This window comes from Rhizobium esperanzae, from assembly GCF_014197615.1.
GTDB lineage: Bacteria > Pseudomonadota > Alphaproteobacteria > Rhizobiales > Rhizobiaceae > Rhizobium > Rhizobium esperanzae_A.
The window spans coordinates 194476-215979 of record NZ_JACIFY010000002.1 but is presented as its reverse complement, the minus strand read 5'-3'; the positions used below and the strand labels follow the sequence as shown (position 1 = coordinate 215979).

Below are 21504 nucleotides of genomic sequence, written 5' to 3'. Positions count from 1 at the left end.
CGGCCATCGCAGCGGTTGAACGGCGTCTGACCGGCTGAACCTCGGCTCGGCTTTGGCTGATCGCGACGGCGTCCCCCGGCTGATTTCCGGGGGCGCCAGATCGAAAATCCGAACCTAAAACGCGTCCTAAAACATGATGAAGGTCGCGCCGGGCGAGGATCTCGGCAATGATGGTCTTCCATTCGCCATTTCGATCCTACGGCCCATGATCTTCATTCCGCTTCCCTTCGTCGTTGCCCTGCTGCTGCTCATCCTCTTCGTCATCGTGCTCAGACGCGACGAAGAGGGGCAGCCCAACCGGCCGTTTCTGACGCTCCTTCTGCTGAGCGCACTGCAATCCTTCCTCTCGGGCCTGCGCTGGGGTTATGGGGTGCAGGCCGTCGGCATGATCGTCCCTATCATTGCGGCGCTGGTGCCGCCGCTTGCCTATGCAGGTGTTTCCGGGCTGGTGAAGACGAGCCGGCGGCCGTTGCCGGCGCGGATTGCGCTGCATTCCGTGCCTGCCGCCGTCCTTCTGCTGTTGATGGCGTTCTGGCGGGATGCGATCGACACCGCGTTGGTGCTTGTCTTCGTCGGTTATGCACTGGCGATCCTGCTTCTGATGCGCCCCGGCGCGGATGCGCTTCGGCTTGCGCCCTTCGAGGGAGCGGTGCCGGCCTATCGGGCGATCATCTTCGCGGCGGCGGCGCTCTGCCTGTCGGCCGCGGTCGATACCTTCGTCTTTCTCGATTTCACCTCGGCACATGGCGAACGCGCGCTGACGCTGATCAGCGTCGGCAACCTCGCCGCCCTCGTCATCCTCGGCATCGCGGCGGCGGCGGCGAGCCGCAGCCGGGCGCCGGCCGAAACGGCGGAGCCGGTCCCGAAGCCTGAGACGACCGAGGACAAGGAGACGATCGCCGCCGTCGATGCGCTGATGGAAGCAAGGAAGCTCTATCGCGACGCCAATCTCAATCTCGACCGGCTGGCCCGCAAGGCCGGCATTCCCGCACGCCAGATCTCGGCGGCGATCAACCGGGCGATGGACAAGAACGTCTCGCAATATGTCAATGATTACAGGATCGGCGAGGCATGCCGCCTGCTTGCCGATACCGAGAAGCCGGTCACCGAAGTGATGTTCGAAGTCGGCTTTCAGACCAAGTCAAATTTCAATCGCGAGTTCCGCCGGGTGACGGATATGACGCCAGTCGCCTGGCGGCAGCGGAAGGGGTGAGGCAAGCGCATCGTTCCGATGCTTGGGACGTCGCTATCGATTGTTGTCGGGTGCACTGGATTCCTGTCGCTCCCTCGCGCAGAAGCGTGAGGAGAAAAAAGAGGGTGCCACACGGCAATACAGTTGTTGGTCGAGGCGCGTATGCCCAGTCACGGCCCCCAAGAGCCCGACCACCACGTCCTCAATCGCGATCGAGCACCGCCTGAAACCTGTTCGAGGTCGCGGTTTTGTCACCGGCGGCCATGCTGCCGGCATGAACACGACATCAGAACATGACCGAGCCCTTGCCGCCAAGCTGAGATCGCTTTCGATCGAGCCCGCGGCCTTGAAGACAGAGCCGCCGGAGCCTCGTGGCCGGCGGCGCATGATTCCTGGCGCAATGCTCGCCCTGGCGGCGGCCTCGCTGGCGGGAGTACTTTTCTACCGGCTTGAGGCGCTTGAGCGCATCGAGGCGGCGCTTGTGGGGTTTTCGGGCAGTGATCCGGCTATATCGGATCATCGAGTGGAGGCGCCGGCCAAGGGCGGTGCTGCCGTCGAGGGAATGCAGGCGCCGGCCGACGGCGGGGTGAAGAGCACGGCTGCGCCCAGGGAGATCACCGGCTCCGGCTACGTCGTCGCACCCGATATCGCCACCGTCTTTTCCAAATATGAGGGCCGGATCGTCGCGGTCGAGGTGGAGGCGGGCGATAGGGTGGCGGCGGGACAGGTGCTGGCGCGGCTCGACGATGCCGGCGCGCGTTTTGCGCTTCGGGGCGCGGAGATCGCCCGGCAATCGGCGGAGCTGGCGTTGGCGGCAAAGACCATCGAGCTTGCGCAGGCACGGTCATCGCTTGCGCGCACCGAGCGGCTGGCCGGGCGCGATGCCATGTCGGCGCAGGCCCTGGAGGAGGCGAAAACGGCTGCCGACGGCGCCGAGAATGCCGCCCTGCAGGCAAGGCAGGATGTCGAAAAAGCCGAACTCGAGATCGACAAGGCGCGCGAGCAGGTGGAGGCGCTGACCGTGCGTGCGCCGATCTCCGGCACCGTCACGCGGTTGACCGCGCATATCGGCGATACGGTGCTGTCGCGCGAGGACAGCGTGCGGGAGAATGAAAGCCTGCTCGTCATCGCCGATACCGCAAGCCTGGTCATCGATGCCGATGTCGCTGAGTCCAATATCGCGTTGATGCGGCCGGGCCTGTCCGGCGAGGCGGTGCTTGACGGCTTTCCAGGCCAGCCTTTTCCGGTCGAGGTGTCGAAGATCGCGCCGGTCATTTCGCGGGAAAAGGGGACGGTGACGCTTCGTCTGTCGATCTCCCAGCCGCCTTCCGGCATGCGGCCCGCCATGGCGGCGCGCATCCGGCTGGTGGTTGGGGAGGCTGCCTCCACTCCGCAGGCCGTCGGTGGCCATCAACCGCCCCCGTCCTTCGAGGCTCCGGCCGTTGGCCTGCACACGTCAGGATGAGGGCTGACCGGTGTGCCGTGTTGTGAGGACTGTTGAGGTGCTGTGCGGCCGCGGCTTCGGTGCGACAAGCTGCGACTTCTCTCCGACCTCATCCTGATGCGCCCCGGAGGACGAGGGCGGCCTCCGGCGGCGGGATTTCATCCGATCAATAAACCACCAAGGAGCAGAGCAATGAACGACACTCAAGACCCTTATATCGCGCTCGCCGGCGTCCGGAAGGCGTTCAGGATCGGGGCGGAGACCATACCGATCTTTTCAGGGCTCGACCTTTCCATTCCGCGCGGCGATTTCGTCGCGGTCATGGGGCCGTCGGGTTCGGGGAAATCGACGCTGCTGAATATGCTCGGCGGCATCGACAGCCCGGATGCCGGCGAGATCCGCATCGGGCGCAGCCATCTCGAGCAGATGGGTGAAGGCGCGAGGGCTGCCTGGCGGGCGCACAGCATGGGCATCGTCTTCCAGTTCTACAATCTGCTGCCGATGCTGAATGCGGCGGAGAATATCGAACTGCCGTTGCTCTTGAAGCCGCTCGGCCGCAAGGAGCGGCGGGCGCGCGTCGATACGGTGATGGATCTGGTGGGGCTCGCCGGGCGGCAGCGGCAGTTTCCGTCGAGCATGTCGGGCGGGCAGCAGCAGCGCGTCGGCATTGCCCGCGCCATCGTCTCCGATCCCGACCTCATTCTTTGCGACGAGCCGACCGGCGATCTCGACCGGAAATCGGCCAATGACGTCCTGGAGATGCTGGCCTTCCTCAATCGCGAGCTTCGGAAAACCATCATCATGGTCACGCATGACCCCGAGGCCGCTGCCTTTGCCCGGCGCACGCTGCATCTCAACAAGGGCGCATTCGTCGAGGGGGAAAGCCGATGACCTTTTTCAAGCTCATGCGGCGCAATGCCTGGCGCAAGCGGCTGCGGGCCATCTTGCTGATGTGTTCGGTCGGCATCGCCTTCCTGATCTATGGGCTGACGGCGAGTTTCGTCAGCGGCAGCCAGGGGGCGGCCGGCGCCAGCGACGACCTGCTCGGCGTCTTCAACAAATCGGGCCGGGGGCTGCCGCTGCCGCTTGCCTATCTTAACCGGATCGCTGGGGAAGGCGATGTCGCGGCCGTCGCCTATACCGCGCGCATGCGGGGCTTCGTCGAAGTCGAGAAGAATGTCGTGGCCGTCAGCGCGGTCGATCCGCGGGCGATTGCCGCTGCCAACGGCGCCGAACTCGGACTGACGCCTCAACTGATCGCGGCGCTGGAAGAGGGTGGCGACCGGGTGCTCGTCGGCAGGGCGCTGGCCGAGGCGCAGGGCTGGTCGATCGGCCAGCACATCAGCATCACCAGCCAGATGATGAAGGTCGACGGCAGCCGGAACTGGAGTTTCACCGTGTCGGGCATCTTCGATGGCGCCGATGTCAGCACCGACACCTATTTCATGCTCGCCCGCTACGACATGGTCAATTCAGCCCGCGCAAGAGACAGGGATACGGTCGATGCTTTCGTGGTGCGCCCGCGCGACGGCGTCGCCTCAGGCGTGCTGGCGGGGCGCATCGATGCGCTCTTTGCCAATTCGGCGGCACAGACCAGGACGCAATCGGAAAAACAGTTCCTCGAAGCCTTTCTCCGGCAGTTTGCCGATGTCGGGCTGATCGTCGGCCTCGTCGTCGGCGCCGCCTTCGTGACGATCCTGATGATATCGGTCAACACCATGCTCTTCGCCATCAGGGAGCGCCGCTTCGAGATCGGCGTGATGAAGGTGCTCGGTTTTTCCCGCGGGCGGATCGTGGCGCTCATTCTCGGCGAGACGCTGTTCATCTTCGCCGTCGGCGGCGCGGGCGGGCTCATTCTGGCCAAGCTCGCGACGTTCATGATCGGGCCGGAATTCGGCCTCGTCTTCGGCGGTGAGGTGCTGCTGAAATCCGCCGCGATCATCGCGGGGCTCGGCCTGCTGACCGGGCTGCTGCCGGCCGCAAACGCCATGCGCCTGCCCATCGTCAACGCCTTCAGAACGAGATAATCCAATGTCATCAGCGCTCAAGCAGATCTTTCTCATGATCAGAGTCAACCTCGGCAGCCTGCCCAGGCGGCTCGCGATCTCGCTGTCGATGGTGCTGTCGGTTGCCCTCGTGGTGGCGGTGCTCACGGGCTTTCTGGCGATGGCGCGCGGCTTCGGGGCCACTCTTGCCGGGGCTGGCTCGCCCGATATCGCCGTCATTCTCGGCGGCGGCACCAACCAGGAAACCGGCTCGGACGTGCCTGCCGATGCGATCCGCAGCCTTGCCGCAGTCCGCGGCGATAGCGGAATTGTGGGCGATGGGGTGGGCGAGCCGGTGCTGTCGCGCGAGACCATCGTGCCGATCGATGTCAGGGGGAGCGACGGTGCCGAGCAGACGCTGTCGCTGAGGGGCATGGACCCGGCCGGGCTCGATCTGCGCAGCCGCGCCCGGCTTTCGCAGGGGCGGATGTTTGCATCAGGCGCCCGCGAGATCGTCGTCGGCGCCCGCATCGCGGAGGCTTTCCCCGGCTTTGCCGTCGGCCAGACGGTGCGGTTCGGCGCAGTCGACTGGACCGTCGCCGGTCATTTCACGGCGGGCGGCAGCGCCTTCGAATCCGAGATCTGGGCGGATCTGGACGCGGTGCAATCGGCCTTCGACCGCCAGGGGCAGGTGCAGAGCCTGCGCGTGCGGCTTGCCGGCGGCGACCCCGCAACAGCGCTGGCGGTGCTGCGCCAGCGTCTGTCCGATATATCGGGGACGCCGCTCACCGCCGTCTCAGAGGCCGATCTCTATGCCGCGCAGGCCGAACGCACCGAAAGCCTGATCCACCTGTTCGGCTGGCCGATTGCGCTGCTGATGGCGATCGGTGCGACGGCGGGTGCCTTGAACACGATGATGAGCTCGGTTTCCGACCGCGCGATCGAGATCGCCACGCTGCGCCTGCTCGGCTTTTCCCGCCTGCCGGCCTTTGCTGCCACCTGGGTCGAGGCGGTGCTGCTCTCGGCGGCGGGGGCGGTCGTCGGCGTGATCGGCTCTCGGCTTGCTTTCAATGGCTGGCAGGCGAGCACGATGGGAGCCAACAATACGAAGATGGCCTTTCAGCTCGATGTGACGGCGGATGTGATTTTGACCGCAGGGCTGCTGGGGCTGGCGGTCGGCGTGATCGGTGGGGCGCTTCCGGCGCTGGCGGCGGCGCGGCTGCCGCTGAGCTCGGCCTTGCGGGCGAGGGGGTAGGAGTGCGCTCGTGATTATCACCCGCCCTCGTGGTTCGAGACGGCCCCTCGAGCCTCCTCACCATGAGGGCTGATCGGTGTAGCATGCCGCTGCGGGACGAGCGCGAGCCAAGAGCGAATCACCTGCCGTACACCCTGAAGGTGAGGTGCGTTCCTCCCGGATTCTTCGATTTATTCACTTTCAAGTCGCTGTTTTCTCGGGCCAAGTTGCAACTTTCCGGATGCTTGGCGACACCCGCGCCCTTGTCTGTGGAATAGAGCGGCAAACCGGCCGGCTGCCGCATTGACAACATCTTGTCGCCTCTTTGCCACTTACGTTTGCCCCCGCCGCATTCGGACGGCCGGTCCCGGTCGATTCCAGTGGCGATGTAGCGATCCGACGAACAGGGCAACATTGGCGATATGACAATCTACTATGTGAACTCAACGACTGGCTCCGACGGCAACAACGGAACGAACCAGACATCGGCTTTTGCGACTTTGTCCAAAGTGGAATCCCTCAAACTGAAACCGGGCGACAGCGTGCTGCTGGCCAAGGGGAGCGTGTTCAACGAGCAGTTCGATATCAAATATTCCGGCACCGAAAGCGCGCCGATCAAGATCGGCAGTTATGGGACGGGCTCAGCCCCGGTCATCCACAGCAACGGCGACGGCATTCACAGCCTCTATGCCTCCAACATCGTCATCGAGAACCTGAAGATCTCGAACATCGGCGGCGCCGGCATTTATGGCGGCAGCGTCACGAACTGGACGGTGCGCAATGTCGACATCTCCAAGACGGGATTGTCGGAAAGCGCGGGCGCCGTCACCTTCCGCAGCAGCAAGAACGTCACCGTCGAAAGCAGTAAGGTAACCGATGTCAAGGGCGACGGCTTCTGGATCGAGAAGGTCGCCGGCGTCAAGCTTCTCAACAACACCGTCACCGGCGCGAACGGCTCGACGGCCGATGCCGTGCAGATGAACGACAGCAGCAATATTCTGATCAAGGGCAATCATCTCGATCAGACCGATGCCAGCAGCCCGAAGGGCGTGATCGCGCTTGTCAGGCCGACGAATGCCGTGGTCGAGGACAATGTGCTGACCGGCGGTGGCTTCGGAATCAGCGCGCAGGCGGGCAAGACCATCGCCATCCGCGACAACGACATATCCGGATTTCACGGCTACAGCTGGTCCTTCGCCGTCGGCCTCGGCGATCAGGGCAATGCCCGGGACTATGACATCTCGGGCAACCATATCCATGACGGCGCATGGGGCGTGGCCGTCAGCGGCCCTGTCGGCACCAGCTATACCCGCACCAATATCAAGGTGCACGACAACACCTTCGACGACCTCTCGCAGGCGGCGCTGAAGGTCGACAGGCCGGCCTCCGGTTCCTTCACCAACAACACGATCGAGAGCGGCACAACGGCCACCAGCATCTCGCCCGCCATCGCCGACGCGCACACGTTTACCGTCAGCGGCAACCAGACGGTCGCCAATGTGGAAACGACGCTTGCGAGCGCCGACACCAAGGTCGCCGCCGCAACGACGACGACGGAGGCTGCCGCGGACGCGGCCGTCGTCGCCGTCCACGACAATCTGAAGATCTTCACCGATAACGGCGAGGCCCATCGCGGCAATCTTCTCGAAAACGACAGCTCCGACAACGACACCCTGGTGCTGCGCCGCTTCGGCGACGAAAGTGTAGGCAAGCACGGCCTGACGCTGACCGGCGACTATGGTTCCATCCACGTCGACCGGGAAGGCAACTATGCCTATACGCTCGATGAAACCAAGCTCCCCGGCCATGACGGCCATGTGAGCGAGTCCTTCAGCTACGGGGTCAACGACGGAAACGCGCATCATAGCGATGCGGATACGCTGACGGTGTACATCCATATGGATGGTTTGGTGAGCTGAGAGTGCGGGCGGGGTGGCCTGATCAGCCGCCCGCCCTCGTTCTTCTACGCTGCCGTATGGTGCGGTTGGGTATGCCGTGTGGCACCCCCCTCTGTCCTGCCGGACATCTCCCCCACAAGGGTGGAGATTGGCAAGGGGCTTGACCATCACTCCCTCATGAACGGCTGCGACAATAACTATGCTCAATTGTTTGGGGAAGCCATATCGCCCAGCCGATCTCTCTCCTTGTGGGGGAGATGGCCGGCAGGCCAGAGGGGGGTGCCACTTGGCACGCCCGTAAGGGAAAGAGTCGGCCACTCCATGAGGCCCGACCATTCCCGACAGCACGATAGGTTACCGTTTATTCACCTTTCGGTCGCCGTTCTCTGGATTATTTTCCCATAAGTTGTATTGTTGAAGATGCAGCCACCGCCAGGCTTCTCGGGAGCACGGCAGGCCGATAGGCCTGCCTGACCGCCGTCACGGCATTGAACGCCATTTTGAGCATGGCCTTCACCTCCCGACCGCATCCGATCCACGCGTTGCAGCCGTTCCAGACGGCTCAGCGACCATGCGAGAACAGGCGATATGACAGTCTATTATGTGAATTCGGCGACGGGCTCCAACAGCAATGCCGGGACCAGCGAGGGCGCGCCTTTTGCGTCCTTCTGGGCGGTGGAGAACGTGAAGCTGCAGCCGGGCGACAGCGTGCTGCTGGCCGCCGGAAGTGTCTACAACGATCAGCTCGATCTGAAATATTCCGGCACCGTCGCTGCACCGATCACCATCGGCAGTTACGGCGTCGGCGATGCGCCTGTCATCCATAGCCCGGGCGACGGCATTCACAGCCTCTATGCATCGAACATCGTCATCGAGAATATCAAAATTTCCGACACAGGCGGGGCGGCCATCTATGCCGGCAGTGTATCGAACTGGACCGTGCGCAATGTCGAAGTCGATCACACCGGCTTGGCGGGCAAGGCGGGGTCGGTCACCTTCCGGACCGGCTCGAACATCACCATCGAAAACAGCACGATCAACGACGTGAACGGCGACGGTGTCTGGATCGAAAAAGTCAACGGCGTCAATTTTCTCAACAACAGCGTCACCAACGCCCACGGCACGGCGGCAGATGCCGTGCAGATGAACGACAGCAGCAATATCGTGATCAGCGGCAATTACCTCGATCAGACGGGCGCCGCGACGCCGAAGGGCGTCATCGCGCTCGTCCGGCCGGTCGATGCCATGATCGATGACAACACGATTATCGGCGGCGGCTTCGGGATCGGCGCACAAGCCGGCACCAACGTCGCGATCCATGACAACGATATTTCAGGCTATGGCGGCTACAGCTGGTCCTATGCCATCGGTCTCGGCGACCAGGGCGATACGCGCAACTACGATATATCAGGCAATTACATTCATGATGGCGTCTGGGGCGTCGTGATCAGCGCTGTCGGCACCCCGAGTTACGTTCGCGAAAACATCGATATCCACGAAAATGTCTTCGACGACCTGTCGCAGGCCGCACTGAAGGTCGACAGGGCTGCATCCGGGGCTTTTCACGACAATATCATCGCCAGCGATGTCACGCCCTACAGCATATCCCCGGCAATCATCGCCGCGAACACCTTTCCCGTCAGCAACAACACGACGCTTGACGAAGCGCAGCTTGCGATCCTCGATAGTCACGTTGCGGGAGATACCCATGTGGATGCAGGCCCGACGATCGTCGCAGTCCATGACAGCCTGAAGATCTCCGGCGACATGGATGAGGCCCATCATGGCAATCTCCTCGACAATGACAGTTCGGCCAATGGAATCCTGCTGCTTCGCCGCTTTGGAGACGAGGTGGTCGGCAAGAACGGCCTAACCCTGACCGGCCAATACGGCACCATCCATGTCGACGATCACGGCGACTATAGCTACACGGTCGACGCAGCGAAGCTCGCCGGGCTTAGCGGCGATGTGAGCGAGATCTTCCAGTACAAGATCTCGGACGGGGCTGCGCATCATTTCGACACGGATACGCTGAGCATCTCCATCCACGTGGATGACGTGCTGATCTGAGCGGGATTCCGGCATTAAGCCGCGCCGCGCCGCGTTCGGGGCGCGGCAGTGGCGGGCGAGGGCGGATGTCTCACTATTCGTCGAACAGGATTCTGATGACGTCGATTTCGATTTCGGCGCAGATGATCTCATATTCGGTGATGATCGCGGGATCGGCCGACACATCCTTGCGCATGCGATCAAGGGCGGCGCAGGCCTCGCCATAGGCTTCGCACAGTTCGTAAAGATGGGGCCGGCTGACCGCGGTCGCCCGGATCGTCGCCCTCGTCGCAGGCAGCCTCATCATCAGCCGGGCCATTCCCTGTTCGGCGGCCGGCCGGGGGATGTGTGCTACGCCTTCTTTCCTGACCATACCGTCCTCGCTGTCTGTGGTCTGTCGCCGAGAGCTAAAGCGCATCGCGATCTTTCAGATTCGCTATTTGCGCTTTCGCTCATTGTTCTTACGCATGTCGTTGCCGCAAAACCGCTGCACAGTTTTGCGCGACATGCTTTAATACGCAGGAATGCGGCATCTGGTTTCATGCCGGATGCAGGATTGGCACGCGCTGCCGGCGATTGTCGGCCTTTTCAGCCGCTGCCGCTCAGGAAGAGAGGCCGATCGTGATGGTGGCGGAAAGCACGCCGCCGTCGAGCTTCTCGAAATCGAAGATGTGATCGGCGGCATCCTCCGGGATGATGCCGTCCGCGTCATTGCGCGTATCGCGGGCGGGGCGTCCAAGATAGTCCGGATGCTCGCCATAGATGATGTCGCTCAGCGCATCGTCGAAATAGATCTGGCTGACGAGAAGCTCCTTGCCGTCGGCGAGGATGCGGCAGTGAACATGCGGCGTGCGGCCCTTATACCATCCAGGATAGGCCGTCAGGAAGCTTGCTTGCCCCTCAGCATCCGTCAGCTGGCGTCCGCGAAAGGCGAGCCCGCTGATTGCTTCGGCATCGCCGAACGTACACATGTTCGCCGCCTCACGGCCGGAATAGATGCCGCGGTGATCGGTATGCCAGATTTCAATGTCGGCATGTTCGACCGGCCGGCAATCGGCCGCATGGACAATGCGAACGGCCAGCCGCAAGGGCAGCCCGGCTTTTCCTTCCGAGACGTCCTGACGGACCGGAATATCGTTGACATGGCAGGGACCAAGGGTCTGGGCTGATGTCACGACGCAATTCGAACGGCTGCGAAAGAGCGGTGCGGGCAGCTTTTCCAAGGCGACCGACTTTGTGCCGCCGCTGAGGAAATCCGTTCCCTTCCAGTCGAATGTTCTCGCGGCGACCGTGATATGCCGCCGCGGCCAGATCGCTACCGCAGTTGCGGTTGACGCGACGATGGTCGCACCTCCAAGCACCAGCGTCCGCCTTTTCATGGGTCTTCCTTTGCCTCAAGACGTCTGATGTAAGGAGGATGCGCAGGAAACGCCAATTAAATCCAGGCAATGACCAGTGGACGCGAGAGCCGAGGTTTCGACCCCGGCGCGAACTCCAAAGCGCGGCGTGTCTTTTCAGATGCGCAAGCTCGCTGTAATTCTTTGCAACAGGCATCCGATCTTCATTGCTGAGCCGGGGCAGGGGCACATGGAACCAACCCATTTATTCGAGCTTGTCATTGCAATGTTTCTCGCGATCATCGCGCTGCACTATGCAGCTCACAGGCTCGGACTGCCGCCGTCCGTCGCGCTGCTGACCGGTGGCGTTTTGCTGGCGTTTGTGCCGGGGCTGCCGGCAATATCAGTCGATCCAGAGCTGGTGCTGGTCATCTTCCTGCCGCCGCTGTTGATGGATGGCGCCTGGTCCATCGCGCTGGCGCGGCTGAGGCGCCACATGATCGGCATCGCCTCGCTTGCCGTCGGCGCGGTGTTGTTCACCTGCGCCGTCGTGGCCTTTGTCGCTCATCTTATCTTTCCGTCACTCCCCTGGGCCGCCTGTGCGGCACTGGGCGCGATCGTTGCGCCGCCGGACGCGGTTTCGGCGCGCGCCGTGCTGGAGCGCGTCAGGCTGCCACGGCGGCTTCAGATTCTGCTGGAAGGCGAAAGCCTGCTCAATGATGCGAGCGGCCTGGTTCTCTTCCGTTTCGCCGTTGCCGCCGCCGTAACGGGCGCCTTCAGCGCGGGGGAAGCGGTCGGCAACTTCTTCGTGCTGGCGCTGGGCGGCGCCGTCGTCGGCGTCGTGGTCGGAGCGGCATGGGTCAAACTCGTCCGGCATCTCGGCGACGACTATCTCATCATCGCAGCCACCGTGCTGCTCGGCTGGATTTCCTATCTGCTCGGCGAACTGCTGCATGTTTCCGGCGTCATCGCCACCGTGACCACGGGCCTGATCGCCTCCTGGCACCAGCACACCGTATTTTCAGCCGCGACACGCATGCGAGGCACGTCGTTCTGGACGGTGATGATCTTCCTGATGGAAGCTGCGGTCTTCACATTGATCGGGCTGTCGCTCCGCGATGTCGTCGAACGCGGCGGCGGCCTTACCACCGTGATCGCGACCATGGGACTGCCGATGCTGGCGATCCTGATCACGCTGGTGCTCGCGCGTTTTGCCTGGGTCTTCGCCTCCGATCTCGTTATCCGCTTCTGTGCAGCCCTGGGGGTCACCCGCGCCCAGCCGCTCGGCGCCGGCGGTGCGACCGTGCTCAGCTGGGCTGGCGTGCGCGGCGTGGTCACGCTGGCGCTGGCGCTCAGCCTGCCCGAAGGATTTCCGGGCCGTGACTTCATCCTCGCCACCTCCTTTGCCGTCATTCTTGGAACGGTGCTCGTGCAGGGCACGACATTGGGGAGGGTGATCGCCTGGGCGCGGCTCGCGCCCGAGACGGAAAAAGCGCGCCTCACCATGAGCCAGGCCGAAGCCGCCATGGCACAGGTGCAGTTCGGGATTGTCCAAAACCTGGCCTATGACGCAGAGGGAAAGCTTATCCACCCGCAATTGCTGGAACGCTACCAGCGCAGAGCGACAGCGATCGTCGACTATGCCGAGAGAACCGAGCACTACATGCCTATGCTGCATGCGCATTTCGACGTCGTTCTCGAAGCGGTCGCATCAGGGCGCCGGGAACTCATTCGTCTCCACCGCGCCGGCGACATCGACGACGAGACCTTGGACGAACTGGAACGGGATCTCGATCTCGAGGAACTGAGCGCAATCTCGGCCAAGGCCTGACGCCTCTTTTCCGGCTTCCACTTCTCCTATCCCGTCTTCGGCCGCAGGCTCTCCATCAAATCGTTAGATGGCAATCTGTTCGCCGAGTTCGACGACGCGGTTTGACGGCAGGTTGAAGTAATCGGAAGGATCGATGGCAAGGCCCTCCAACCCCATGAAGATGCGCTCCTGCCAGCCGGGCAGGCCGGTATTCGGCGTCCTGACGAGGTTCCTGCGGCCGAGATAGAAGGAGGTCCTCATAATCTCGAACTTGAAGCCTCCCTCTCTGCACAGAGCCAGCGCCCTGGTGACATCAGGGTCGTCCATGAAGCCGAAGCTGATATCGAGGCGCACGAAGCGCGGCGAAAGCTGGCTGATCCTGATGCGGCGGCTGTCGGGGACGTAAGGTTCGTCTTCGGTCCAGACAGTCAGAATGATGTTCTGTTCGTGGAGCACGTGGTTGTGCTTGAGATTGTGAAGCAGAACACTCGGCGTCCGATCCGGGACGCTCGTCAGGAAGACTGCCGTTCCCGGAACGGTGACCGGTGAATGGTCCGATTTTCGTTCGATCGACCTGATGAAGGAATCGAGCGGGATCTCGTTGTTGGCCCGCACCCTCTTCAGATAGGCCTGCCCTCGGGTCCACGTCCACATCAGCATCATGATCGTCAGCGCAAGGGCGACCGGAACCCAGCCGCCATCGTAGATCTTCAGCAGATTGGCCGCCAGGAACATGACTTCGATGGCGAAGAGCGGCAATAGCCAGGCGGCGGCGAGCACCAGGGAGTAACCCCAGACGACCCGAAGGAACTGGAAGACCAGCATCGTCGAGATGACCATGGTCCCGGTCACCGAGATGCCGTAGGCCGTCGCCAGCGACTCGGAGTCGCCGAAGGAAAAGATCAGCATCAAGACGCCGACCAGCAGGAGAAGATTGACGGCCGGCACGTAGATCTGGCCGGTGTTGGTCTCCGAGGTGAACTTGATCCTCAGCCGCGGCAGGAAGCCGAGGTGAACTGCCGAACGGGATAGCGAAAATGCGCCCGTTATCACTGCCTGGCTGGCGATGATCGTTGCCATCGTCGCCAGGAGAACCACCGGCAGCAAGGCCCAGTCGGGATACATCAGGAAGAACGGGTTGCCGGCCGTTTCGGGATGGGCGAGAACGAGCGCCCCTTGCCCGAGGTAGTTCAACAGCAGCGCCGGAAAGACGAGCACGAACCATGCCGTCTGGATCGGGCGGCGGCCGAAATGCCCGAGATCGGCATAGAGCGCTTCGCAGCCGGTGACAGTCAGAAAGACGGCGCCGAGGACAATGAGGCCGACGCTGCCGGCATGGGTCAGGAACAGGAATGCATTGATCGGATTGAGAGCGGCCAGAATTCTCCAGTCGTCGCCGATATGGATCAGGCCCCCCGCCGCCATGGCCAGAAACCACAAAACCGTGATCGGACCGAAAAACATCGAGACGGCGGCAGTTCCCCTCGACTGGACCGCAAAGAGAACGATCATGATCGCCGCCGACGCAAGCGGGACATATTCGGCAAAGGCGGGCGTGACCAATTTCAGACCTTCGAGCGCCGACATGACGGACAGGGCAGGCGTGATCATCGCATCGCCGATGAAGAGGGCTGCGCCGATCAGGCCGGCGAAGAACAGCACCGGCACATTTCGCCCCATCTTCTTCATTAGCAGGGCGAGGAGCGAAAGAGCGCCGCCTTCGCCGTCATTGTCTGCCCGCAGCAGGAACAGCACATATTTGAAGGTCACGATGATCGTCAGCGTCCAGACCATCAGCGCAATGAGACCGATGACTTCGGCCTCGTGGACGCCATCGGCGGCAAAGGGCCTCAGCGCCTCGCGAAAGGCATAAAGCGGGCTGGTGCCGATATCGCCGTAGACGACGCCGATCGCGCCGACAACCAGTCCGATAAAGCCCTTTCGGCCGGCACCTTCACCCCTGTTGTCTGCATGTTTTGACGTCATGGTTCCCCGCTCATGCCACTTGGCCATGAACACAAACATATGCCGCATTGCAGAACGGCAAGTAAATTGATGGAGGCGCGAATTTTTTGTGAGAGGGGAAGACATAGGCGGCCAGGGTGAGGATGGCGTTGCGAGCCGCTTAACGGTTCCTGTTTTTGCCGCAGCACTTCCGGTCGCAAGGGGTGTGCCGCCGATCATGATCGATCACAAGCCAACCGAACCGGCACAACCCTGCGGTTGCGATGCTGCTCCGGGTGTTGCCTGCGGTTACGTTCGCAAGCCACACCGGGCGATACCCGTCTTCGTCGCTGGCGAATGGGGTGATTGTTATGTATTTCCTGCTGAGCCTAAGTATTATTTTTGGTCTTGCGAAATATAGCTCGTACAGGTGATGGCCTGGGATTGCGCATTGTCGTCGACGCCTGGCGAATGGTCTTGCCGTTCAAGCACTTGCGGGTGCGGCCCATCTCCTCTCAGCGAACCTGGTGCGGATTATGAAGTTCCCGCCTTTCGTGCCTGCAAAGCCTGTCTTTTGCGGGGTTCGCGATAGGTCGTTTCCGGCCACAAGAGAGGCTCGGCCTGATGCTGTCCGCGCCTCCTTTTAGCCAAATTCCCGCCACCAAAATGCCAGTATCAGTTGTTTCTAAATCACGCCATAATTGGCATTTACGTTGCGGCGCCTGTTTTATTCTTCGCCACATTTCTGTAATTCTACATTATACCAAGCAATGGTGGGTAACTATGAAGGTTATTCTCGTCATCGTCCTCATGGCGCTCGCCTTGCCCTGTGAGGCAGACATGCTGGGCACGGCATCCAGGTATAAGAGTATGCACGAACGCTCCATCTCCTTCCTCAGTATCAATCCCCGCAGGGTATCGTGGTGCGGGGCGTTCCTGGCTTTCGTCGCCAAGCGATCTTCGCGGGAGCCGCCGCCCAATCCCAACATGGCGGTGTCCTGGAAGAAGTTCGGCAAGCCGGTGTTCTTCGGCGCCGCCAGGCGAGGAGATGTTGTGGTGATCCGCACCGGAAGGCGCTTTCATGTGAGCCTTTTCGATCACATCGACCAGCGCCGGCAGTACGTCTACCTGTTCGGCGGCAATCAATCCAACCGGGTGCAATTGTCGAGGTATCGCGCCAGTTCGGTCGTCGCAGTGCGACGATGATGCCGGTTGGCGCTCTGCCGCGAAGACCGTGGCCGGCATCGTCCTTCGAGGCGCCTTGAATATTAGCGCGGGCGGGTGAGGGCGCTGATGCTCCTGAACGCAGTGATGATGCTCTCCGCCGCCAGTTGCGCCTCATCCGATGTCGTTTGGAAATTGGTGACGGAGAGGCGTAGGACGTCGCGGCCGCGCCATTTGGCGCCGCCGGCAAAGATCGTGCCGTCCGCCTGGATCCTTTCGATGGTCTTTCGGGTCAGGGCGTCGCCATCTTCGGCGGGCAGGCCGGTTCCGAAGCGGATGACCAACTGGTTCAGCGTCACCTCGTTCAGAATGGCGATGCCCGGCTCACGGGCGAGCAGATGGGCCACCTCACGCGCCGAGGCGCAGCACTGGTCGATGAGGGCGGCGATGCCCTCGCGGCCGAGATGTTTCAGCATCGCCCAGGTGGCAAAGCCGCGGGCCCTTCTCGAAAGCTCCGGCACATAGTGGGAGGGGTCGCGTTCGCCTTCGCCGGCGAGCGGCAGATAGCTTGCGGCGATCGTCATGGCGCGGCGATGGGCGAGCTCGTTGCGGACGATCGCATAGCCGCAATCATACGGCGTCTGCAGCCATTTATGGCCATCGGTCGCCCAGCTGTCTGCGGCTTCGATGCCGCGGCTGAGATGGCTGGTCTTTGCCGATGCCTGCGCCCAGAGGCCGAAGGCGCTGTCGACATGCACCCAGGCACGCTTCGCCTTCAAGAGCGGAATGATGGCGGCGAAATCGTCGAAGGCGCCGGTATTGATCTGCCCGGCCTGGAGAATGGCGATGAGGGGACCGGAGACCGTATCGAGAGTATCCGCCAGCGCTACCGGGTCTATCCGCCCCATCGGATCAGTGCGCAGGCGCTGCACGCGATCGTGCCCGAGGCCCAGGAATTGCAGCGCGGAGAACACCGTTGTGTGAGCGTCGTCGCCGATCAGCACGGTGATCTCGGGCGCGCCGAACAGGCCGTTGGCATCGGCATCCCAGCCCACCTGGCGCAGCACCTCGCCGCGTGCGGCGGCAAGGCAGGTGAAATTTGCGACCGTCGCGCCCGTCACGAAGCCGACCGAGCTTTCGGTCGGCAGCTTCAGGAGATCCAGAAGCCATCTCGCAGCAACGGTCTCGACGGCGGCCGCGGCCGGAGCCGCGACATGGTTTCCGGCATTCTGCCCCCAGGCGCTGGTGAGAAAATCGGCCGCGACGCCGACCGGATGAGAGCCGCCGATGACCCAGCCGAAAAAGCGCGGGCCTGTGGTTGCATGCAATCCAGGTTCGGCGTCTTTCGCCAACTGCCTGATAACGTCAAGCATATCGGAACCGGCCGCCGGCAGCGGCTCATCGAAACAGCCAAGCGAGGTAGCGTAGTCGTGAGTGGGCACGTGGCGGGGAGGTGCGGCCTGCCGAAACCCCGCCGCAAGCCGGGCAGTCTCCTGGAACAGAGATGCAATTGCTGACATCCGGATCCCCCTTGCTGCCGCCGATCCTGCAGAGCCCGCCCTCTCGAAGCTGGCTGTCGGCGCACTGCAATCTAGCCGATATCGCCGGCGCTGTCTTGGACGAGCCTCGCCAAGGGGCGTTGGTGCGGTTCGCCTTTACCGGGATATCCAAGATAAATCGATCAGTGCGGGAGTTGTTTGCTTTATTCCCTTAAATAACGTCCTTTTTCATTCGGCGTAATTTCCAAAATCCTTAACATCCACTTAAAAACTATTGCGTTTTTTCTAAGTATCATTCAATATTTCTGAAATATCATTCGCATCGCCGTTGGGGCCGCTCTGCCAATCAGCGAGGGATATGCACTGAAGTATTTCGTTCTCTACGCGTTGGTGTGCTCTGTTGTCGGGATAGTTCTTATCGTCGTCATCCATCAGGTTGCACCCTTCAGAATGGACAGGCCGAGCGATCAAACGACCGATCAGTCTGCAGATGAACCGACGGCCGGATCAGCCGATCAAACGGCGACCGGGTCAACCGATCAGCCGGATAACGTGGTCGTTCGGTCAACGCGCGAACCGGTGAGCAAGCAGCCGGGTGTCCAGCCGCCCGATCAATGGGACCTCCGGCCAACAAACCAACCGACGGCCCAGCCGCCAGATCAATCGGGCGTCCGGAAGGGTGGCCGAGTGGGGACTCCGGCACAGTAGTTGCAAGCGGAGCCCCCGCCTCGTCCTTCAAGGCCCCTACGGGGCACCTCAGCAAGGATGAGGCTCTCTTGTGCGCTTGCGTGGGGCGGCGCAGTAGAAGTGCCGTCGACGTCATCGTCTCCAATTGCATTGGCAGGAGCCTGCTGTCATGACAAAGCCTGAGATATCCCAGGAGGTGTCCGATGGATGCAGGCGGCGTGACGATCAGGCTTATCCGGGCGGACGAGGTGGAGGCTTTCCGGCGGATCCGTCTGGAAGCGCTGCGCGCCGAACCATCCTCTTTTGCGAGCCGCTATGAAGATTGGGAGGTTTTGCCCGACGAGGAGTGGGTCAATCGTCTGAACGAGCCGGTTTTCATTGCCTTCCAGGACAGAACCCCGGTCGGCATCATGGGACTGTTTCGGCAGCGGCCGAGCAAAATGGCCCATCGCGCCACGATCGTCATGGTCTATGTCAGTGCCCACCTGCGTGGATCGGGTCTTGCCGGGAAGCTGCTGGAGGCGGTTTCCGATCATGCGCGCGATATTGGCATCCGGCAGCTGGAACTCTTTGTCAGCGCGGAGAACCCGGCGGCGATACGGTTCTATCAGCGGCAGGGTTTTGCTGAGATCGGCCGAATCCCGGGCGGTGTTCTGGAGGAGGGCAGGGAGATCGATGACGTCCTGATGGCACGGCGTCTGGTCGGCTAATTTCCTGCGCGGACATTTCAGCGTATCGGTTTCCAGGCCTCTTGACCTCAAGCGGGGTTGGGGTTGCAGGATGCCGGAATGGGCTGGAGGTTTGTTCGTGACGAAAATCCTGAAAGACGAGGATCTTGTCGGCAGCCACTTGATGGCGGTCGCGATCGATGCGCTCGAGACGGCTTTTCGAGCGAGAGCCGGCAATCGGCTCATCTCTCCGCCCCGGCATCATGTCTCGTTTCCCGATCTCGGCGATCTCGTCTTCACCGTCGGCGGCATTCTTGGCGAGAAGCCGCTCGCGGGCTTCCGGGTTTATGAAACATTCGAGGGGGCGGAGCATTCGCAGATCGTCGCGGTGTGGTCGGCCGACGACGCCAGGCTGAAGGGCATCGTTCTCGGAGAGCGCCTCGGCAACCTCAGAACCGGTGCGATTGGAGGCCTCGCCATCAGGCACCTCAGCGCGCCCGATGCCAGGACCATCGGAATCCTCGGCAGTGGAGCGCAAGCGCGAACCCAGCTTGCTGCGGCCGCCGCCGTTCGAAAACTGGATCGCGCCCGCGTCTATAGCCGCGACGCGAAAAATCGAGTTGCCTTCGCAAGCGAGATGCAGGATGCCTTGGGGTTTGATATCCAGCCTGTCGGCAGCGCTCGGGAAGCGGTTGCCGAGGCCGACATCGTCATCTGCGCGACGACGAGCCAAACGCCGGTTATCCATGCGCGGGATTTGAGGCCCGGCGTGCATATCAACACCGTCGGGCCGAAAACGCGTGACGGACATGAACTGGGGTTGGATATAGCCGCTGCCGCAGCCGTGATCGCGACGGATTCGCCCGAACAGACGCGCGCCTACGCGTCGCCGTTTTTTCTGGCCGGCTCCGGCAGCGAGCATCGTATGGCCGACCTCGCCGACATCATTGCGCGGAAAGCGGCCGGGCGGGGATCGTCCGAGGAGATAACGCTGTTCTGCTCCGTAGGCCTCGCCGGAACCGAAGTCGCCGTCGCCTCGGCTATCCTCGATATGGTGGGTGTGCCGGTGTGGGGTTTGATTCAAATTGTTTGCTTAAGTCATTGTTATCACGCGTGTTGTCGCTGAAGGTTTGATTTTGCGGTTTTGAGGCGAGGGAGATCTAAGACATCGCATCAGAAGGCGCAGCATCCGCCAACGTCCCTCATCCTTGCTGAGGCGCGCAGCCAATCGGGCGGAGCCTCGAAGGACACGCCTCAACGCTGCTGCTTGCATTCATCTAATGTCGGCGCACCCGCCTCGTCCTTCGAGGCCCCTGCGGGGCGTACAAGGATGAGGCTCTCTTGGAGGCATTCACAGACGCGCTTGGAATTTGATTCAAGGACGCGCTTCAAGCCTCTGTTCACTCTGCCTGTTCGCTCTTCTCACGCCAGCCCCAAGACATCCCGCATGCCGTATTCGCCGGGTGCGCGTCCTGCGATCCAGCGGGCGGCGGCAAGTGCGCCGCGGGCAAACATGCTGCGATCGAGAGCCGAATGCGAGAGCGTCACGACTTCCTCGGCGGCGGCAAAGAGCACGCTGTGTTCTCCGACAAGCCCACCGGCGCGCAAGACGGCAAAGCCGATCTCACCGGGCGGCCGCTCGCCGGTGATGCCGTCGCGCCCGCGCCGCTCGACGGATGCCAGGGAAACGCCGCGGCCCTCGGCAGCCGCTTCGCCGAGCATCAGCGCCGTGCCGGACGGCGCATCGATCTTCCTGTTGTGATGGGCTTCGAGGATTTCGATATCCCAGCTTTCAGCCGGAAGGGCGCGCGCGGCCTGGGCGACGAGGCCGACCAGCATGTTGACGCCGATGGAGAAATTGCCGGAGCGCAGGATTGGAATTGTCCGGGCGGCCTCTGCGATCCGTTCGATCTCGTCCGGCTCGAAACCGGTCGCCCCGATCACCAGGGCTGGCCCGCCGGCCGAAGCGCACAAGCCGGCAAGTTCGGCGGCGGCACGTCCCGTCGTGAAATCCAGGATCACATCGGCTTCGGCGATCGCAGCCGATCGATCAATCAGCCCGGCGCCTGCAGAGCCCTCACGGCCGACGCCGCCGACGAAGACAAAAGCCGGATCGGCGGCCAGCAGCGGCACGATGGTACGGCCCATGCGGCCGTTCGCGCCGGCGACGGCTATTTTGATTGGGGGTGTCACGGTCTTTCCTAACTCAGGGGGCGGGTGCGAAGCAGAGGAGATTTGTCGTGTTAGACGGAAATAAAGCAGGGCGACCGCGTAAACAACAAGTACGACCGGTATTTCCTGCAGGATCGGAAGCAGGATCATCCCCTCGCCAGGCCCGGCCTCTTCTCCCGGCGCCATCGTCGGTGTCGCCAATATGGCAAGCGTGATTGGCGAGAAAAACACCCATAAAAATGCGGTTGTGTGTGGCAGCCATCGATGTCGCGTGAGCATTCGCGCGATGACGATCGCCGACACGGGGATTAGGATGTTCAAAACAAAGACAAGCGAAAGTGCAAAGAATTTGGGCAGGATTGTCGGGTAATGCGGATCGTAATCCATCAGGCGGCTCAGAGGTTGCTATCGGCGGACATCG

Annotated in this window: 15 protein-coding genes and 1 pseudogene; 11 read left to right on the top strand and 5 right to left on the bottom strand. The window is 62.3% G+C overall.

Annotated features, from left to right (window positions below):
• Positions 1–167: 167 nt before the first annotated feature.
• From GGD57_RS03615 to GGD57_RS03585, 7 genes and pseudogenes are all read left to right on the top strand, one after another.
• Positions 168–1213: pseudogene (locus GGD57_RS03615) on the top strand (helix-turn-helix domain-containing protein).
• A gap of 253 nt (positions 1214–1466) precedes the next feature.
• Positions 1467–2657: an efflux RND transporter periplasmic adaptor subunit gene (locus GGD57_RS03610; protein ID WP_246713536.1), complete on the top strand. Its 1191-nt coding sequence runs from the start codon at positions 1467–1469 to the stop codon at positions 2655–2657.
• 171 nt (positions 2658–2828) lie between these two features.
• Positions 2829–3527, top strand: a complete 699-nt coding sequence (locus tag GGD57_RS03605; protein ID WP_184466930.1) for an ABC transporter ATP-binding protein — start codon at positions 2829–2831, stop codon at positions 3525–3527.
• Positions 3524–4663 (top strand): ABC transporter permease, encoded by a 1140-nt coding sequence (locus GGD57_RS03600; RefSeq protein ID WP_184466928.1) that lies wholly within the window; start codon positions 3524–3526, stop codon positions 4661–4663. Before GGD57_RS03605 ends, GGD57_RS03600 begins: the two co-directional genes overlap by 4 nt.
• 4 nt (positions 4664–4667) lie before the next feature.
• The gene (locus GGD57_RS03595) at positions 4668–5876 is read left to right on the top strand and encodes an ABC transporter permease (protein WP_184466926.1); all 1209 of its coding nucleotides are present in this window, start codon (positions 4668–4670) and stop codon (positions 5874–5876) included.
• Between the two features lie 401 nt (positions 5877–6277).
• Entirely contained in the window at positions 6278–7774 is a 1497-nt protein-coding gene (locus tag GGD57_RS03590; protein WP_184466924.1) for a right-handed parallel beta-helix repeat-containing protein, read from the top strand.
• Between the two features lie 567 nt (positions 7775–8341).
• Entirely contained in the window at positions 8342–9823 is a 1482-nt protein-coding gene (locus GGD57_RS03585) for a right-handed parallel beta-helix repeat-containing protein (RefSeq protein WP_184466922.1), read from the top strand.
• Between the two features lie 73 nt (positions 9824–9896).
• On the opposite strand, the gene GGD57_RS03580 is transcribed toward GGD57_RS03585, so the two are convergent.
• Positions 9897–10175, bottom strand: a complete 279-nt coding sequence (locus GGD57_RS03580) for a nodulation protein (protein ID WP_184466920.1) — start codon at positions 10173–10175, stop codon at positions 9897–9899.
• Between the two features lie 229 nt (positions 10176–10404).
• A complete protein-coding gene (locus GGD57_RS03575; protein WP_184466918.1) occupies positions 10405–11181 on the bottom strand; it encodes a protocatechuate 3,4-dioxygenase in 777 nt (258 codons plus the stop codon).
• A 208-nt stretch (positions 11182–11389) separates the two neighbouring features.
• Here GGD57_RS03575 and GGD57_RS03570 point away from each other — a divergent pair, with 208 nt between their 5' ends.
• Complete coding sequence (locus GGD57_RS03570; protein ID WP_184466916.1) at positions 11390–12970, top strand: Na+/H+ antiporter; 1581 nt, start codon at positions 11390–11392, stop codon at positions 12968–12970.
• Between the two features lie 63 nt (positions 12971–13033).
• On the opposite strand, the gene GGD57_RS03565 is transcribed toward GGD57_RS03570, so the two are convergent.
• Positions 13034–14935 (bottom strand): potassium transporter Kup, encoded by a 1902-nt coding sequence (locus GGD57_RS03565; RefSeq protein ID WP_184466914.1) that lies wholly within the window; start codon positions 14933–14935, stop codon positions 13034–13036.
• A gap of 741 nt (positions 14936–15676) precedes the next feature.
• Between GGD57_RS03565 and GGD57_RS03560 the strand changes: the two genes are divergently transcribed.
• Positions 15677–16099 (top strand): TIGR02594 family protein, encoded by a 423-nt coding sequence (locus tag GGD57_RS03560; protein WP_184467396.1) that lies wholly within the window; start codon positions 15677–15679, stop codon positions 16097–16099.
• Positions 16100–16161: 62 nt separating this feature from the next.
• Here the strand turns inward: GGD57_RS03560 and GGD57_RS03555 are convergent, their stop codons facing one another.
• Positions 16162–17577: a pyridoxal phosphate-dependent decarboxylase family protein gene (locus GGD57_RS03555; RefSeq protein WP_184466912.1), complete on the bottom strand. Its 1416-nt coding sequence runs from the start codon at positions 17575–17577 to the stop codon at positions 16162–16164.
• A gap of 869 nt (positions 17578–18446) precedes the next feature.
• On the opposite strand from GGD57_RS03555, the gene GGD57_RS03550 reads away from it, so the two are divergent.
• Positions 18447–18953, top strand: a complete 507-nt coding sequence (locus GGD57_RS03550) for a GNAT family N-acetyltransferase (RefSeq protein WP_184466910.1) — start codon at positions 18447–18449, stop codon at positions 18951–18953.
• 97 nt (positions 18954–19050) lie between these two features.
• Positions 19051–20037: an ornithine cyclodeaminase family protein gene (locus tag GGD57_RS03545; RefSeq protein ID WP_184466908.1), complete on the top strand. Its 987-nt coding sequence runs from the start codon at positions 19051–19053 to the stop codon at positions 20035–20037.
• A gap of 296 nt (positions 20038–20333) precedes the next feature.
• On the opposite strand, the gene dapB is transcribed toward GGD57_RS03545, so the two are convergent.
• Positions 20334–21104, bottom strand: coding sequence for a 4-hydroxy-tetrahydrodipicolinate reductase (dapB, locus tag GGD57_RS03540; RefSeq protein ID WP_184466906.1), 771 nt, complete (start codon positions 21102–21104; stop codon positions 20334–20336).
• Positions 21105–21504: the final 400 nt, after the last annotated feature.

What these genes read in the sequence shown, in the direction of transcription:
- GGD57_RS03595 (WP_184466926.1), top strand. Translation starts at nt 4,668, where the DNA reads ATGTCATCAGCGCTCAAGCAGATCTTTCTCATGATCAGAGTCAACCTC.
- GGD57_RS03575 (WP_184466918.1), bottom strand. Translation starts at nt 11,181, where the DNA reads ATGAAAAGGCGGACGCTGGTGCTTGGAGGTGCGACCATCGTCGCGTCA.
- GGD57_RS03600 (WP_184466928.1), top strand. Translation starts at nt 3,524, where the DNA reads ATGACCTTTTTCAAGCTCATGCGGCGCAATGCCTGGCGCAAGCGGCTG.
- GGD57_RS03585 (WP_184466922.1), top strand. Translation starts at nt 8,342, where the DNA reads ATGACAGTCTATTATGTGAATTCGGCGACGGGCTCCAACAGCAATGCC.
- GGD57_RS03555 (WP_184466912.1), bottom strand. Translation starts at nt 17,577, where the DNA reads ATGTCAGCAATTGCATCTCTGTTCCAGGAGACTGCCCGGCTTGCGGCG.
- GGD57_RS03550 (WP_184466910.1), top strand. Translation starts at nt 18,447, where the DNA reads ATGGATGCAGGCGGCGTGACGATCAGGCTTATCCGGGCGGACGAGGTG.
- GGD57_RS03570 (WP_184466916.1), top strand. Translation starts at nt 11,390, where the DNA reads ATGGAACCAACCCATTTATTCGAGCTTGTCATTGCAATGTTTCTCGCG.
- GGD57_RS03560 (WP_184467396.1), top strand. Translation starts at nt 15,677, where the DNA reads ATGAAGGTTATTCTCGTCATCGTCCTCATGGCGCTCGCCTTGCCCTGT.
- GGD57_RS03610 (WP_246713536.1), top strand. Translation starts at nt 1,467, where the DNA reads ATGAACACGACATCAGAACATGACCGAGCCCTTGCCGCCAAGCTGAGA.
- GGD57_RS03580 (WP_184466920.1), bottom strand. Translation starts at nt 10,175, where the DNA reads ATGGTCAGGAAAGAAGGCGTAGCACACATCCCCCGGCCGGCCGCCGAA.
- GGD57_RS03605 (WP_184466930.1), top strand. Translation starts at nt 2,829, where the DNA reads ATGAACGACACTCAAGACCCTTATATCGCGCTCGCCGGCGTCCGGAAG.
- GGD57_RS03590 (WP_184466924.1), top strand. Translation starts at nt 6,278, where the DNA reads ATGACAATCTACTATGTGAACTCAACGACTGGCTCCGACGGCAACAAC.
- GGD57_RS03565 (WP_184466914.1), bottom strand. Translation starts at nt 14,935, where the DNA reads ATGACGTCAAAACATGCAGACAACAGGGGTGAAGGTGCCGGCCGAAAG.